At 70.0% G+C, this 14,748-nt stretch carries 12 protein-coding genes; 1 reads left to right on the forward strand and 11 read right to left on the reverse strand.

Going from position 1 to position 14,748, the window contains the following annotated elements:
• The 4 genes from ACFX43_RS23580 to ACFX43_RS23595 all read right to left on the reverse strand — a co-directional run bounded on the left by ACFX43_RS23580 (window position 1) and on the right by ACFX43_RS23595 (window position 4,390).
• Complete coding sequence (locus ACFX43_RS23580) at window positions 1–837, reverse strand: carbohydrate ABC transporter permease (RefSeq protein WP_378836074.1); 837 nt, start codon at window positions 835–837, stop codon at window positions 1–3.
• Window positions 834–1,745, reverse strand: coding sequence for a carbohydrate ABC transporter permease (locus ACFX43_RS23585; protein WP_378836079.1), 912 nt, complete (start codon window positions 1,743–1,745; stop codon window positions 834–836). Before ACFX43_RS23585 ends, ACFX43_RS23580 begins: the two co-directional genes overlap by 4 nt.
• Before the next feature lie 4 nt (window positions 1,746–1,749).
• A complete protein-coding gene (locus ACFX43_RS23590) occupies window positions 1,750–3,075 on the reverse strand; it encodes an ABC transporter substrate-binding protein (protein ID WP_378836088.1) in 1,326 nt (441 codons plus the stop codon).
• A 151-nt stretch (window positions 3,076–3,226) separates the two neighbouring features.
• Entirely contained in the window at window positions 3,227–4,390 is a 1,164-nt protein-coding gene (locus tag ACFX43_RS23595) for an ROK family protein (RefSeq protein ID WP_378836093.1), read from the reverse strand.
• Between the two features lie 198 nt (window positions 4,391–4,588).
• Between ACFX43_RS23595 and ACFX43_RS23600 the strand changes: the two genes are divergently transcribed.
• Complete coding sequence (locus ACFX43_RS23600) at window positions 4,589–5,626, forward strand: isopenicillin N synthase family dioxygenase (RefSeq protein ID WP_378836097.1); 1,038 nt, start codon at window positions 4,589–4,591, stop codon at window positions 5,624–5,626.
• Here the strand turns inward: ACFX43_RS23600 and ACFX43_RS23605 are convergent.
• The 7 genes from ACFX43_RS23605 to ACFX43_RS23635 all read right to left on the reverse strand — a co-directional run bounded on the left by ACFX43_RS23605 (window position 5,577) and on the right by ACFX43_RS23635 (window position 14,704).
• On the reverse strand, window positions 5,577–7,616 hold the full coding sequence (locus ACFX43_RS23605) for an MMPL family transporter (RefSeq protein ID WP_378836118.1): 2,040 nt from the start codon (window positions 7,614–7,616) through the stop codon (window positions 5,577–5,579). The genes ACFX43_RS23600 and ACFX43_RS23605 overlap by 50 nt on opposite strands.
• A gap of 112 nt (window positions 7,617–7,728) precedes the next feature.
• On the reverse strand, window positions 7,729–8,730 hold the full coding sequence (locus ACFX43_RS23610; protein WP_378836122.1) for an SDR family NAD(P)-dependent oxidoreductase: 1,002 nt from the start codon (window positions 8,728–8,730) through the stop codon (window positions 7,729–7,731).
• Window positions 8,727–10,073: a TIGR01777 family oxidoreductase gene (locus ACFX43_RS23615; protein WP_378836127.1), complete on the reverse strand. Its 1,347-nt coding sequence runs from the start codon at window positions 10,071–10,073 to the stop codon at window positions 8,727–8,729. Before ACFX43_RS23615 ends, ACFX43_RS23610 begins: the two co-directional genes overlap by 4 nt.
• Window positions 10,073–11,419 carry a cryptochrome/photolyase family protein gene (locus ACFX43_RS23620; RefSeq protein ID WP_378836134.1) on the reverse strand — a complete coding sequence of 449 codons (1,347 nt, stop codon included), beginning with the start codon at window positions 11,417–11,419 and terminating at the stop codon, window positions 10,073–10,075. Before ACFX43_RS23620 ends, ACFX43_RS23615 begins: the two co-directional genes overlap by 1 nt.
• The gene (locus tag ACFX43_RS23625) at window positions 11,416–12,684 is read right to left on the reverse strand and encodes a class I SAM-dependent methyltransferase (protein ID WP_378836139.1); all 1,269 of its coding nucleotides are present in this window, start codon (window positions 12,682–12,684) and stop codon (window positions 11,416–11,418) included. The genes ACFX43_RS23620 and ACFX43_RS23625 overlap by 4 nt, the downstream gene beginning before the upstream one ends.
• Window positions 12,681–13,436: a DUF1365 domain-containing protein gene (locus tag ACFX43_RS23630; RefSeq protein WP_378836144.1), complete on the reverse strand. Its 756-nt coding sequence runs from the start codon at window positions 13,434–13,436 to the stop codon at window positions 12,681–12,683. The genes ACFX43_RS23625 and ACFX43_RS23630 overlap by 4 nt, the downstream gene beginning before the upstream one ends.
• Window positions 13,433–14,704 carry an NAD(P)/FAD-dependent oxidoreductase gene (locus ACFX43_RS23635; protein WP_378836147.1) on the reverse strand — a complete coding sequence of 424 codons (1,272 nt, stop codon included), beginning with the start codon at window positions 14,702–14,704 and terminating at the stop codon, window positions 13,433–13,435. Before ACFX43_RS23635 ends, ACFX43_RS23630 begins: the two co-directional genes overlap by 4 nt.
• Window positions 14,705–14,748: the final 44 nt, after the last annotated feature.

Genomic DNA, 14,748 nt, shown 5'->3' on the forward strand with positions numbered 1-14,748 from the left:
TCACTTGATCGCCCCGGCGGTGACCCCGCGGGTGAGCGTGCGCTGGAAGATGAGGAAGAAGACGAGGGTGGGGATCAGGCCGAGCAGGGCCGAGGCGCTCGTGGTGGTGACGTCCATCAGTTTCTCGCCCTGGAGTGCGGCCACCGCGAGCGGCACGGTCTGCTTGTCGTTGCTGACCAGGAAGGTCGTCGGGATCAGGAACTCGTTCCAGGTCCAGATGAAGAAGAAGATCAGCAGCACCGACAGCGTCTGCCACGAGACCGGCACGACCACCTGCCACAGGGTGCGCCATCGGCCGGCGCCGTCGATCGAGGCCGCCTCGAGCAGCTCGCGTGGGAACCCGCTGTAGACGCTGGTGAGCAGGTAGGTGCCGAACGCACTCTGGATGACGGTGAAGATGATGATCACCGACCACTGGCTGTCGTAGAGCCCGACCGCCTTCGACATGTTGTAGAGCGGGTAGAGGAGCGCCTCTTGCGGCAGCATGTTGGCCAGCAGGAACACGACCAGCAGCGGTAACCTGCCCCGGGCGCGGCCGATTCCGAGGGCGTAGGCATTGAACAGCGAGACCAGCACACCCAGCACCGCCACCATCGCGGAGATGAAGATGCTGTTCCACACCTTCGTGGGGAAGTCCGAGGCCTCCCAGAACCGCGCCAGGCCGTCGAAGTAGAGGTGTGAGGGCAGCTGCAGCGGGCCGCCCTGGTTGTAGTCGTCGGGCGACTTGAACGAGTTGAGCACGATCAGCAGCAGCGGGGCGACCACGACCAGTGCCCCGAGCACGGCGAGGCTCAGCAGCACCCAATCCAGCGGCTTCCGGTTCCTCGAGCTTCTCATCGCTGCTCCTCGGCCTGCTCAACGCGCCGCTGCGCGATCAGGAAGACCAGTGAGACGGCGATGATCACCACGGTCAGCGCGGTCGAGATCGTGGCGCCGTAGCCAACCTGCGTACGTTGGAAGAACTCGCTGTAGGAGTAGTAGCTGGGCACGATCGTCGATGTGCCCGGACCGCCGCGGGTCAGCGCGTAGACCGGCGCGAAGACCTTCAGCGCCGCGATCGTGCAGGTCAGGGCAACCACGAAGATCTCCGGGCGGATCACCGCGACCGTGATCGCCCGGAAGCGGTGCCACCAGTTGGCCCCGTCGAGCTCGGCGGCCTCGTAGAGCTCGGGGTCGACCCGCGCGAGCGCCGCCATGAAGACGACCACCGGATAGCCGATCTGCACCCAGATCAGCACCACCATGATCGTCGGCAACGCCCAGGTCGGGTCGCCGAGCCAGTTCTGCTGGGCGCCGTCGAGGCCGATCGTGTCGAGGATCGAGTTGAGGGCGCCGTCGTCGGGACGCGCGATCCAGCCGATCACGATGGCCGCCACGACGATCGGGATGATCTGCGGGATGTAGTAGGTGGCCCGGAGGAAGCTGGCCATCTTCCCGCCGAACCGCTTCCCGACCAGGTCGAACAGCACCGAGGCGATGAGCAGGCCCAGGAGCGTCGGTACGACCACCATCGCCACGATCATGGCGATGCTGTTGCGGAACGACGTCCAGAACTTGGCGTCGGCGAAGAGCCGCTGCCAGTTCTCCAGCCCGATCCACTGCGGCGGCAGGATGCCGCGGTAGGAGGTGAAGCTGTAGTAGATGTTCATCCCCAGCGGGACGATCACGATCGCCGACACCAACAGCAGCCCGGGCAGGAGGTACCACCAGTAGCCCCTAGGCCGCTGGGTCTTCGTGGGCGTCATCAGGTCAGGAGCCGCCGGTGATGCTGTCAACGCCGTCCTGGTAGAGGCCGCCGAGCTCCTCGTTGACCTCGTCGGGCGTCTTGGTGCCGTTGACCACCTCCTGCAAACCGGCATTGAGCTCGTCGTAGAACGTCGGGGTCGGCCAGTCCGGGTAGAACCCCAGCCCGTCCTGCTCCGTCAGGGTGTTGAAGTTGGCGATGAGCTCCTTGCTTTTCTCGTCCGTGATCGCCTCGGGGTCGGCGGCCACCGGCACCCCGCCGTTGTTTCCCATCAGGTTCTGGATCTCCGGGCTCATCGTTATGTCGATGAACTTGTAGGCCAGGTCCTTCTCCTTCGCCTGGGTCGGTACGACCCACACGTTGCCGGAGGAGCCGGGCGAGATCTCGGCGCCGGGGAACAGCCCGGTGCTCCAGTTGAACTTCGCCCCCTCGACGAACCGGCCGTACCACCAGCTGCCGGAGAAGAACATCGGCGCTGCGCCGTTGATGAAGCTGACTCCTGCGTCCTCGGCCTTGAGCCCGGTGGCGTTCTGGGAGATGTAGCCCTTCTCGGTCCAGTCCTTGATGGTCTCGGTGGCGTAGCTGATCTCAGGACCGGAGAAGTCGACCTTGTCGGTGTAGGTCTGGTAGCTGTTGACCCAGTCACGGTCGGCCTTCGTCAGGGCCAGCTGATACCAGAGCTGACCGAGCGGGTATTCCGCGGCCGACTCGGCCAGCGGAGTGACCCCCTTGGCCTTGAACGCAGCCATCGCCTGCTCGAGCTCCTCGAAGGTGGTGGGCACCTTCACGCCATGCTCCTTGAACAGGTCCTCGTTGTAGTAGAACTCGACGTACTCGCCGTAGTTCGGGATGCCGAAGTAGCTGCCCGACCCCATGACGCCCGTGCTGTCGTACGTCGCGGTGGTCTGCAGGCTCGGGGCGAGCTTGTCCTCCCACTTGTAGGCCTTGACGGCACCGTCGAGGTTTGTCAGCAGGCCCTGGCTGGCGAGCAGGCCCGCCGTCGCGTTGCCCTTGTTGTACTCCATGACGTCGGGCGCCTTGTCGGAGTTGAGCACCTGGCTGGCGGTGGTGCGGATCTGCTCAAATGCCTTGTTCTCGAACTCGACCTTCGCGCCGGTCTCCTTCTCGAACTGCTCGATCGCGGCCTTCCAGGCCACGCCCATGGCGCTGGTCTCGTTCTCGTAGTGCCACAACGTGAGCGTGCGGCCCTCCCCGTCCACTGTGGTGTCGACGTCATCGCTGTCGGTGCTCGTGCCCGAACCACCGCAAGCGCTCACCACCAGCGCTCCGGCCAGCATGACCGCACCGAGCGCAAGTCTCGTGCTGCGCATGGCGTACCTCCCTCGTTTGGCGGGCCTGGGGGCGCCGCTACCTTTTGTTCTAGTCACGAACATAACGAGGGTTCCACTGTGACGCAAGACACAAAGGGATCGAATCGGCGCGAACTTCGGAGGTTTGTACTCCGCAGGCTCGGGCGTCGCGTCAGGCGCCGGCGAGGAAACCGGCGGGATCGGCGAGCAGCTCTGCCCAGACCAGCTCGGCGGCCCCGATCATCAGCTGCTCCTCGCCCAGCGCCGCATCACGCACCGCGACGCCCTCACGGATGGAGGCGACGGCGTCGCCGACCAGGTCGACGCGCGCCGCATCATGCAACGCGGCAAGGAAACCGGAGAGCACGATCGCCTGCGGATTGAACACGTTGACGGCATTGCGCACCGCGATCGCGAGCAGGCCGGCCAACTCCGCGACCAGAGCAGCGAGCGCAAGGTCGGGGTCGCCGCCCAGGCGCTGGGTGAGCCGCTCGCCGAGACGCGCGGCGTCGGCGGCGTCCAGGCCGGCCGCGGCCAGCAGGGTCGCCTGGTCGACCTCGGCCTCCAGGCAGCCGGCCGCGCCGCAGTGGCATCGCGCCCCGCCGGGCCGCACGACGGTGTGGCCGAACTCGCCCGCGTAGCCGGCGGCACCGGTGAGCAGCCGCCCACCCATCACCGCGCCGCCGCCGACACCGCTTGCTCCGCCGATGAGATAGACCAGGTCAGCGACGCCTTTCCCGGCGCCGAAGCGGCTCTCGGCGCGCATCGCGAGCGTCGCCGCGTTGGCCGCCCAGGACCGCAGTCCGGTGGCCTTGGCGACCTCGGCGACGATCGGCACCTCGCTCCAGCCGAGATGGGTGGCCTGGCGTACGACGCCATCACGCGTTCGCACCTGGCCGGGGATCGCGAGGCCGAGACCGAGCACCCGCATCGGGTCGCCGGCAAGCATGCCCCTGACCGTCGCCGCAGCCAGCCCCACGATGGTGGCCACCTCGGTGTCGGGGATCTCGATGCGTACGTGCTTGATGACCCGCCCACCCAGGCCCACGAGGCCGACATGCACCGCGTCGACCTCCGGGTTCACCGCGACTGCGACAACGTCCCCGGCCAGCCGGACGACGCCACTGGGCCGGCCCGCTCCCCCGGTGTGCGTCGGCGTCGACTCGGTGACCAGACCCAGCTTGACCAGGTCGGCGACGACCCCAGCCATCGTCGACCGACTGAGCCCGACCTCCCGGGTCAGCTCCGCCCGCGACCGCGCCCCCTCCTCGTGGAGCACGGTCAGCACCCGGGAGAGGTTTCGCCGACGCAGGTGGTCCGTCGTCTGGCTCGTCATGGACGGACACTAACATCAGCGACCTTTTGTCAGACTTACGAACAAAGTAATGAGCGAGCACCTCATCCCGAAATGGCGCGGAAACGTCGGCGTTCTACTGTGGTGGAGCCCGAGTTCAACGGAAAGCAAGGCCTCCTGGCCGGGAAAGCGGACACCTCCGGGCAAGAACATCCGCCTGCTCCGAGCAAGGAGAACACCGTGAGCACCTTCCACGTCCCCGCCGTCGACATCGCTGCGTACGTCCAGGGCGGAACGCCCCAGGAGAAGGCGGCCGTCGCGGCCGCCATCGACACCGCCTGCCGTGAGGTCGGCTTCATCCAGATCCTCGGCCACGGCGTCGCTCCGTCCGCAGCCGTCGGTCTGGCCACGGCCATGGACGACTTCTTCGCCCTGCCGCCGGTGGAGAAGACCCGGTGGCGCCGACCGGCCGCCGAGAACCGTGGCTACACCCCGCCCAAGTCGGAGACGCTCGCGCTGAGCGCCGGCGTCCAGTCCGAGACGCGGATGAAGGACTTCTTCGAGGCCTTCAACGTCGGCTCGTCGGTCTCCGACCACCCCGACGCCGATCTCGTCGCGGCGCACTACGCGGAGAACACCTGGCCGTCGGTGTCGGACTTCCGGGCGCGCATCGAAGCCTGGCGCGCCGAGGCCGCCCGGGTCGCGCGCACCATGGTCACCATCTTCGAGGACGCGCTCGACCTGGAGCGCGGCGCGATCGCGAGCCTCGCGGCCCACCCGATCGAGGTCCTGCGGATGAACAACTACGCCCTCCCCGAAGGCACCCGGGTCGAGGTCGACGAGGACATGATCGGGATGGGCGAGCACACCGACTACGGCATCGTCACGATCTTGTGGGCCGACCGGGTCAAGGGCCTCCAGGTCCTGCACGGCGGCGAGTGGCACGACGTCAGCCCGGCCGAGGGGGCGCTGCTGATCAACCTCGGCGACCTCACGACCCGGCTGACCAACGAGCAGTGGCTCTCGACCCTGCACCGGGTCAAGCCGCCGATCGTCGATGGCACCATCCAGCGACGCCGGTCGGCTGCGTACTTCTTCGACGGCGACGCCGAGGCGGTCATCGGCCCGCTGCCGGGGTTCGTCGACGACGAGCACCCCCGCCTCTACCGCGACGTCACCGTCGACGAGCACATCGCCGCCAAGCTCGCGGGCTCCCGTGCCGGCGTGCTCAACGCCGCCGCCGGCCGGGAGGCAGCCCGCGTGCTCGCGGGTCGCTGACCAGCGGTTCCTTGGAGTGCCGGCGGGCGATCGGGGCGGGCCACCAGATCTTGTCCCCGACCAGGGCGAAGACCGCCGGCACCACCACGGTGCGGACGAGGAAGGTGTCCAGCAGGATGCCCAGGCCCACGATCAGACCCACCTGGGTCAGCGTGATCAGGGGCAGCACACCCAGCACCGCGAACACCGAGGCCAGCACGATGCCGGCGCTGGTGATGACGCCACCGGTCAGCCCGACCGCCATGACCATCGCATCGACGGTGTCGTGCTCGGCGGTCTCCTCCCTCGCCCGCAGGACGAGGAACACCGTGTAGTCGACGCCGAGCGCCACGAGGAACAGGAAGGCGTAGATCGGTGTGCTGACGTCGAGCGCAGGGAACCCGAAGACGTGCGTGCTCATCCAGGCGCCCAGGCCGAGGGCGGCGAAGGTGGCGATCACGCTGATGGTGACGAGCACAAGCGGCGTCACGATCGACCGCAGCACCGCGAAGAGCACCAGCAGCACCACCAGCAGGATCAGCGGCACGACGACCTTGAGATCACGCTCGGCGCCGTTCCGGCTGTCCAGGTCCTTGGCCACGCTGCCGCCGACCAGAGCGCCGGTGCCGGCCAGCTCGCTGCGCATCGTCTCGATCGTCTCGATGCTCCCCGGGGTCGCTGGTGCGTCCTCCAGCGTCGCGGTGATCTTCACCAGGTCGCCGCTCTCGCCCGACGGGCGCGCGCTGTCGACGCCGTCCATCCGGTTGACCTGCGCTAGAACCGCGTCGGCCTCGTCGGCTCCGACCACGATCGTCACCGGATCGGAGGCCCCGGGCGGGAAGTGCTTCGAGAGGGTGTCCAGACCGTCGACGGACTCGGCGTCGACACGGAACTGGTCGGTCTGCGAGAGCCCGACCTTGACGCCCAGTAGCCCGGAGGCGAGTACGCCGAGGATCACCGCGGCCACGGCCAGCACCGCTGCCGGTCGGCTCACCACGGCGCGGGCGATCCGGAACCAGACACCGTCGCGAGACTTCTCGTCTTCGCCGTTGCGCGGCACGAACGGCCAGAACAGGCCACGACCGAACAACGACAACGCGGCGGGCAGGGCGAAGAGAGCGAAGAGCAGGGCCACCAGCAGGCCGATCGCAGCCGAGACCCCCAGGGACCGGGTGTTGGGAGCGACGCTGAACACCAGGGCCAACAGTGCGAGTACGACGGTGAGGTTGCTGGCCACGATCGCCTCGGCGGAACCGCGCACCGCGGCGGCGAGGGCATCGCGGTGGTGTGCGTGCCGCCGGAGCTCCTCGCGGTAGCGCGAGACCAGCAGGAGCGCGTAGTTCGTGCCTGCACCGAAGACCAGCACGCTGGTGATCCCCGACGTGGAGCCGTCGAGCCCGTTGCCGGTCCAGTCCGCGACGATCTGGGTCACCACCGAGGCGGTGCGATCGGCGACCGCGATCACGATCAGGGGCACGAGCCACAGCACCGGCGAGCGGTAGGTCAGGATCAGCAGGATGGCGACGACCGCGGCGGTGACGAGGAGCAGCCGCACGTCGGCACCTTCGAACGCCGAGGAGATGTCGGCGGCGAAGGCGGCACCTCCGGTGAGCTGGACCGTGAGGCCGTCGGGCCGGTCCTCGTCGACCGTCTCCCGCAGCTCGCCGACGAGCTCGGTGAGATCGAGTCCGGTCACGTCGGCATCGACGTCGATGGCGACGATCAGGGCATCGCCGTCGGTCGCCGGGATCGGCGGCGAGACCTCGTTCCCGGTGACCTCCGCCCAACGCTGCGACACCTCGGCGACCCACGCCCGGTCCTCCGCGGTCAGCCCACCATCACGCTCGACCACCGCGACGGCGGGCAGCACGTCCCCGCCCGGAAAGCTCTGCTGGAGCTCGGCGACCCGGGCCGACTCGGCGTCCGCCGGCAGCGGGTCAGGCGCCGAGCTGGCGGACTCGAGGGAGGATCCGACGACCATGACCGCACCGGCCAGGAGAACCGTGATCACCAGGACGAGCCATGCCGTGGCCTTTCTCGTGGTGACTTGTGCGAGAGCTGCTAGCGCGGAGCGCATGGTCGGGCCTTTCCAGAAGTGGTGAATGCGTCGGGTGACATCGGAGCTAAGGCCTCTCCAGGCCGGCGGCAGCCGCGGCCCATTGCCACAGCGCCTCGGTCTCGCCGCGACCCGGGCGGGTCGCCGACCGATAGCTCGTGGGCCGCTGGCGACGGTCGTGCCAGAAGGTGCCGGACGGCGGCGCGGGCTCGGTGGCCGCGAGCCACACCGCCGTGTCCGCGCCCTCCTCGGCCGGGCGCAGCAGCGGTCGGGTCAACGTACGGAAGGCGGGGAGCGATCTGGCCAGACCTGGTGTGTCCGCCCAGCCGGGGTGCATGACGAAGGTGGAGATCCGGTCCGGTGACCACCGCCGGTCCAGGATCGGTGCCAGCTCCACCTGCATGCGCTTGGACCTCGCGTAGGCCACGGCACCCTGGTAGGTGCCCCGCTCGAACTCCGGGTCGTCGACGGGAAGGGGCTGGGTGTACATCCCGCCCGAGGCGACGAAGACCTGCCTGGCGCCGCGCTCCGAGCGGCGCAGGGCCGGCAGCAGCTGCTCAGTCAGCCGGATCGGCCCGAGCACATGGGTGGCGACGGACAGCTCGTGGCCCTCGACCGACTCGGTCCGCTCGGGCGGCATGACCCCCGCGTTGTGCACGAGTACGTCGAGAGCGGTGCGGCCGCCGTCGCGCGCGCAGAAGTCTTCGGCGAACGCGTCGATCATGGCCGGGTCGGAGACGTCGCAGCGCTCCGTCCGAAGCTCGACGGCCCGCCCCTCGACGCGCAGCAGCCGCTCGATCCTCTCGACTGCGGGTGCGGCGCGTTCGGGCGAGCGTACGAGGAGGTGGACGCGCGCACCGAGGCGGGCCAGGCCCAGCACCGTGGCCTCGCCGAGACCGCTCCCGCCGCCGGTGACCACCGCGGTCCGCCCTGCCAGCGCTTCGGGGCGCGGATCACCCTCGGCCCAGCGACGGCGACGGATCGCGTAGCCGAGCCGGGAGTAGCCCAGCACGACCGTGCGGTCGAGCAGGCGGTCGAGACCCTGGTCAGATGCAGCGGCGTGCTTCATGTGCGTACGCTCCCGAGGACGTGTCGCAGCGCCTGCTCGGCCTCGACGAACCGGAAGCGGTGGTCGAGCCCGAGAAGCCGTTGCGGGACCACCCGCTGGTTGGCGAAGGCCACCTCCTGCGCTCCCTCCCCGCCCAGGAGCAGACGGGGACCGAACGACGGGGTCGGCAGGATCGCCGGGCGGTGCAACGCTCGCCCCAGGGCGGCGGCGTAGGCACGCTGCCGCAGCGGCTCCGGCGCGACGGCGTTCACCGGGCCCGACAGGCCGGGGTCCACCAGAGCCCGGTGGTAGATGTCGACGAGGTCGTCGATCGCGATCCAGGGCTGCCACTGCTCCCCCGACCCCATCGGGCCGCCGAGACCGGTGGCGAACAGGGGCCGCTGCAGGCGCAGGGCTCCGCCACGCGGGCTCTGCACGATCCCGGTGCGCACCAGGACGACCCGCATCTCCGCGTCGACCGAGGCCAGGGCCGCCTCCTCCCAGTCGCGGACGACGTGCGCGAGGAAGTCGTCCCCGGTCGTGGAGTCCTCGGTGAGGACCTCCTGGCCGCGGTCGGCTCCGTAGATCCCGATCGCGGACGCGCAGACGAAGACACCCACTCCTGCCTTCGCGCTGGCCCGGGCGAGCAGGCGGGTGGGCCCGATGCGTGAGTCGCGGATCAGCTCCTTGTGCTTGTCCGTGAAGCGGCCGGCGATGCTGTGCCCGGCCAGGTGGACGACGGCGTCCACTCCCGCCAGCGAGGCCGGGTCGGGATCGTCGGGGTCCCAGGCACGCTCGTCCGGAGCGGCCGGCCGGTGGCGCACCAGGCGGACCACGGTGTGCCCGCCGGTCGTCAGGAATGCCGAGACCGCGCTCCCCACCAGGCCGGATGCGCCGGTTACCGCCACGGTGAGCCGAGGTGTGCCGGCCGCTGAGCGGTGAGCCGCCAGGTCGTCGGCGAGCTGACGCTGCCGGTAGGCGAACATCGGCTCGAGCAGCCGCCGCGGCAGTGTCGTCGTGACCCTGTCGATCACGGTCGTGCCCTCGCCGACGCTCTCGAAGTCGTGGCGATGGTGCCACGACACCGGCACCACGAACGGACGCGAGACCAGGCGGTCGGCGAAGCGGTGGCCGTCGACGTACTCCTCGGGGAGGTGCTGGGCCACCCAACGCCGGCCGGCGGGAAATGCGAGCACCGCCGTGCCGCCGGCGAGGCTCGGGGCCTCCTCGGCGATCCGGACGGGCTGCCACGGCGGCACCAGCCGCTGGAACGCGCCGGGCCGGCCGTGCCAGTCGAAGACGACGTCGGCCGCGTCCGGCACCGTGTGCCGGAACTCGTGGGTCGTCGTACGCAACAAAGTCATCAGGTCGAGTCCTTCAGCTCTGCCAGCCGGGCCAGCGCCTCGCGACGCTCCTCGGCATGGTCGACGACGCGTTCAGGGTAGCCGTTGGTGAAGCCCTCGGGGTGGCGCCACGGCTCGTGGGCGGCTGCCCCCGGAAGGTGGCGAAGCTCCGGTACCCAGCGCCGGACGTAGTCACCCTGCGGATCGAACCGGAGCCCCTGGGTGACCGGGTTGAAGACCCGGAAGTAGGGCGCGGCGTCGGTTCCGGTGCCTGCCACCCACTGCCAGCCGTGACTGTTGGAGGCCAGGTCGCCGTCGAGGAGATGGTCGAGGAAGTGCCGGGCGCCGGCCGGCCACCAGATGTGCAGATCCTTGATCAGGAAGCTCGCGACGACCATCCGCACCCGGTTGTGCATCCAGCCCTCCGCGAGCAGCTGACGCATGCCGGCATCGACGAACGGGAAGCCGGTCCTGCCCGACTTCCAGGCCTCCAGCAGCTCGGGGTCGTCGTCGTACTGCATGCCTCTCAGTCCGTCCCGCAGGTCACGCCAGGCCGACCCGGGGTCGTGCCAGAGCACGTCGGCGTAGAACTCGCGCCAGGCCAGCTCCGCGACGAAGCGCTCGACGTCCTCTCCGGAGGCACCGCTGCCGTGCTGATCCAGATCGGCGAGGAGCGTACGCGGATGGATCTCGCCGAACTTCAAGGCCGTCGAGATGCGGCTGGTCGAGTCGAGGTCGGGCCGGTCCCGGGCCGAGGCGTAGCCGGCCAGGTCCTCGGCGCAGAAGTCCTCCCAGCGGTGGAGCGCCGCACGCTCGCCGGCCTCCTGGTCCAGCTGCTCGGGATGGTCCGGCAGCGGGTCCGACTCGAGCTTCGTCATCCACTCGACCCGAGCGTCACCGGCGGGCGCCCTCCACCCGTGCTCCCGCCAGGCCCGCAGGAAGGGCGTGAAGACGCGGTAGGGCGCCCCGGTCGCGTTCCGGACCCTGCCCGGGGTCACGGCGTAGGGGCTGCCGGTGCCGACCAGGCCGATGCCGGCGCCCGCCAACCGCTGCTCCACTGCCGCGTCGCGTCGTCGGCCGTAGGGGGTCGTCTCGGTCGAGATGTGCACCTGGCTCGCTCCGGCCTCGGCGACGACCTGGGCCACCACCTCGGCCGGGTCGCCCTGACGGATCACCAGTGCCCCGCCCGTCTCCTCGCGCAGCGCGGCGAGCGAGGCCAGCAGCCGCTCCCACCTCCGCCCGGAGCCGGCCAGGCGCGGGTCGAGCACGAACAGCGGCACCACGGGCCCGTCGGCGGTCGCAGCCTGCAGGGCGGGATGGTCTCCCAGCCGCAGGTCCCGTCGGAACCACATCACGGACGTCGTCATGAGTGATCCCGTCCCGCGGCCTCCAGCCGGATCTGGGCGACGTCGATGGCTCCTGCCCGGAAGCCCGCCTCGCAGTAGGCCAGGTAGAACTCCCAAGTGCGACGGAACTCCTCGTCGAACTCCTCGGACCGGATCGCCGGCCACGCGGCCAGGAAGGCGGAGCGCCAGCGGCGGAGCGTCTCGGCGTAGTCGGCGCCGAACCTGTCGGTGCGGGTCACGCTCAGGCCGACCTGGCCGGCCTGCTCCGAGATCGCCGTGGCGGACGGGATCAGGCCGCCCGGGAAGATGTGCTTCTGGATCCACCCGTAGGAGTTCCGGGTCGCCAGATAGCGCTGGTGCGGCATCAGGATCGCCTGCAGGGCGACGGCGCCGCCGGGACGGACCAGACGGGACAGGGCGGCGAAGTAGTCGGGCCAGTAGCGCTCGCCGACCGCCTCGATCATCTCGATGCTGACTACGGCGTCGAAGGTGCCGACGACGTGTCGGTAGTCCTGCACCACCACCTCGACCCGGTCGGTGTACCCCGCGGCCTCGATCCGCTCCCGGGCCAGCGCCGCCTGCTCGACCGACAGCGTGATGGTGGTGACACGGGCGCCGCGACGTGCTGCCTCGATCGCGAGGGTTCCCCACCCCGTACCGATCTCCAGAACGTCGTCACCGGCACCGACGCCCGCCAGGTCGAGGGCCGCGTTGACCTTGCGCAGCTGTGCCTCTTCCAGGTCCTGATCGGCCACCGGACGACTGCGGTCGAACAGCGCCGAGCTGTAGCTGAGGCTGGGGTCGAGGAACGCGGCGAACATGTCGTTGCCCAGGTCGTAATGGGCCGAGACGTTCTCCCGGGTGTGCTCCACGGCGCCGCGCTGGTCGGCGGGGATCGGCAGGTCGACGAGGCGACGCAGCCTCGACATCCAGCCCGGAAGCAGCCCGGAGAGGCGTTCGGCGTACGGCGTCAGCGCGTCCGCGAGGTCGGTGCCCTCGGCCGCGTGCCAGTCTCCTGCCGTGTAGGCCTCACCGAGGCCGATCTTCGGGTTCTCCGCGAGTCGTCGGTAGAGCGATTCCGGGCGCCGCAGGGCGATGCCCGGCCACCCATCCGTACGCGACCCGCCTCGATGGTTGAGCAGGCCACCGTCCGGGAGCACGAGGTCGACCGGGACCTGCCGGGTCACCAGGCGCAGAATCTGCTTGGCGACACCGGCTCGTAAGCCCGCGGTGGCCGCGGGCTCCCTCTGCACCGGCAGCTCGAGCGAGACCGGCTCTGCACTCATGATGTGACCTCCTCAGGTGGGGCAGGACGAGGGATGACGGGCAACCTGCGCAGCCACAGCCGGATCCCGTGGAACCGGATGAGCGCGCTGACCCGGTGGGGCATCAGCAGGTGGGTGAGGCTGACCCGCAGCAGCGCACGACGCGTCGCGGGCTCCGGAGTCCCGCGGGTGGTCGCGGTCAGCACGCGGGCGCCGTCGCGGTCGAGGCCGACGGTCACGGAGACCTGTCCTGGGTCGACCTGTAGCCGGATGTCATAGGTCCCGGCCATGTCGTTGAACGGCGAGACGTAGAAGGCCTTGTCGGTGCGGGCGTGCCCTTCTCGATCGATGTCGAGCAGGTAGGCGTGTCGGCCGCCGTAGGTGTTGTGCACCTCGAAGACGACCGCGCGCAGCACACCGTCGTCCGACTGCACCCAGAAGACGGTGAGGGGGTCGAAGACATGGCCCAGGACACGGGCGTTCGCCAGCATCAGCACCCGGTCGGTCGGCGCGAGGTCGACGCCGCGGCCGGCGAGGAACGCGCCGAGATCGCCACGGACACCACCTCCCGACGAGCCCCCGTCGAGATGGTCCTCGGCCCGGAACCCGGCCAGCGGACGCAGCCAGAACGGCAGCCGAGGCAGATCGTCGACGTCGATGAGCCACTGGTAGCTGCGGTGGCGGAACGCGTGCCGCAACGGCACCTCTCTGGCGTGGCTGACATGACCGACGACCAGCGCGGGCACCTCGGGAAAGACCGGTGACGGGATCACCACGTCACCCCGAACGACTCTGCCGCCTCCACCCCGGATCGACAGCCGTCCTCGTGGAAGCCCCAGCCGAGGTGGGCGCCGGCGAAGGCCAGCCGAGGTCCTCCGGCCGTACGCAGCCGGGCCGCTGCCGCGACCGCCTCGGTGGTGAAGACCGGGTGCTCGTAGTTCATCCGTGCGGTGACCTTGGCCGGGTCGACATGCTCGGTGGCGTTGAGCGTGACCACATGCTCGTCGCGGTCCTCGAGACCCTGGAGCCGGTTCATCCAGTAGCTGACGACGACCTTGTCGGCGCCACCACCGCACGAGGCGAGGCGATAGTTCCAGGACGCCCGGGCACGGGGCGAGGCCGGCAGCAGGGTGGCGTCGCGGTGCAGCCAGGTCTCGTTCCGCGAGTACCCGATCGCGGCCAGGTCCGCCTTCTCCTCCGGGGACGCATCGGCCAGGAGCCTCAGGGCCTGATCGGCGTGGGTCGCGAGCACCACACGGTCGAAGTGCCTGGCCCCGGCCCCGGTGCGCACCTCGACCCCGTCGGCGGACCGCTCCACGGCGGTCACCGATTCACCGGCACGGACCTCGCCCACCCGCTCGGCGATCTTGTCCACATAGGCACGGGACCCGCCCACGACCGTGCGCCACGTGGGCGACCCGGTGACCTGGAGCATCCCGTGGTGGTCGAGGAAGGCGAACAGGTGCCGCGCCGGGTAGGCGGCGGCGTCCTCGTCGCCGCACGACCAGACGCAGGAGACCAGCGGCACGGCGAAGTGCTGGACGAAGTAGTCGCTGAAACCACCCTCGTCGAGGAACTGCCCCCACGTCAGGACGCTGTCGGTCTCGAGGAGACGGCGGGCGCGACGGTGGAACCGCGGCACCTGCGCCAGCATGCGGAGGAAGCGCGGGTCAGCGAGGCGACGCGGGTCGGCCAGGATGCCACCCAGCCCCTTGCCGCCGGCGTACGACAGCCCGCAGTCGTCGCAGTCGATGCTCATGCTCATCTCGGTCGGCCGGGTCTCGACGCCGAGCTCTCCGAAGAGGCGGAGCAGGTTCGGATAGGTGCGCTCGTTCATCACGATGAAGCCGCTGTCGACCCGGAGGACCGCTCCCGACGCGGCCGGGACATCGTGAGTGTGCGCATGGCCACCGAGCCTCCGCTCGGCCTCGAAGAGCGTGACGTCGTGGCTGCGGCCGAGGAGGTACGCCGCGGTCAGCCCGGAGACTCCGCCACCGATCACGGCAACCGTTGGCCGCCGGGTATGGGCCGCTCGGCTCATGGGAACTCCCTCGTCAGGCAACGGCATGGCCGCTGGCTAGTTTC

Source organism: Nocardioides sp. YIM B13467, from assembly GCF_042788075.1.
Lineage (GTDB): Bacteria > Actinomycetota > Actinomycetes > Propionibacteriales > Nocardioidaceae > Nocardioides.

Bases quoted from the DNA above. Each gene is read 5' to 3' on its own strand.
- ACFX43_RS23635 (WP_378836147.1), bottom strand. From the start codon at position 14,704: ATGAGCCGAGCGGCCCATACCCGGCGGCCAACGGTTGCCGTGATCGGT.
- ACFX43_RS23620 (WP_378836134.1), bottom strand. From the start codon at position 11,419: ATGACGACGTCCGTGATGTGGTTCCGACGGGACCTGCGGCTGGGAGAC.
- ACFX43_RS23615 (WP_378836127.1), bottom strand. From the start codon at position 10,073: ATGACTTTGTTGCGTACGACGACCCACGAGTTCCGGCACACGGTGCCG.
- ACFX43_RS23590 (WP_378836088.1), bottom strand. From the start codon at position 3,075: ATGCGCAGCACGAGACTTGCGCTCGGTGCGGTCATGCTGGCCGGAGCG.
- ACFX43_RS23580 (WP_378836074.1), bottom strand. From the start codon at position 837: ATGAGAAGCTCGAGGAACCGGAAGCCGCTGGATTGGGTGCTGCTGAGC.
- ACFX43_RS23595 (WP_378836093.1), bottom strand. From the start codon at position 4,390: ATGACGAGCCAGACGACGGACCACCTGCGTCGGCGAAACCTCTCCCGG.
- ACFX43_RS23610 (WP_378836122.1), bottom strand. From the start codon at position 8,730: ATGAAGCACGCCGCTGCATCTGACCAGGGTCTCGACCGCCTGCTCGAC.
- ACFX43_RS23585 (WP_378836079.1), bottom strand. From the start codon at position 1,745: ATGACGCCCACGAAGACCCAGCGGCCTAGGGGCTACTGGTGGTACCTC.
- ACFX43_RS23625 (WP_378836139.1), bottom strand. From the start codon at position 12,684: ATGAGTGCAGAGCCGGTCTCGCTCGAGCTGCCGGTGCAGAGGGAGCCC.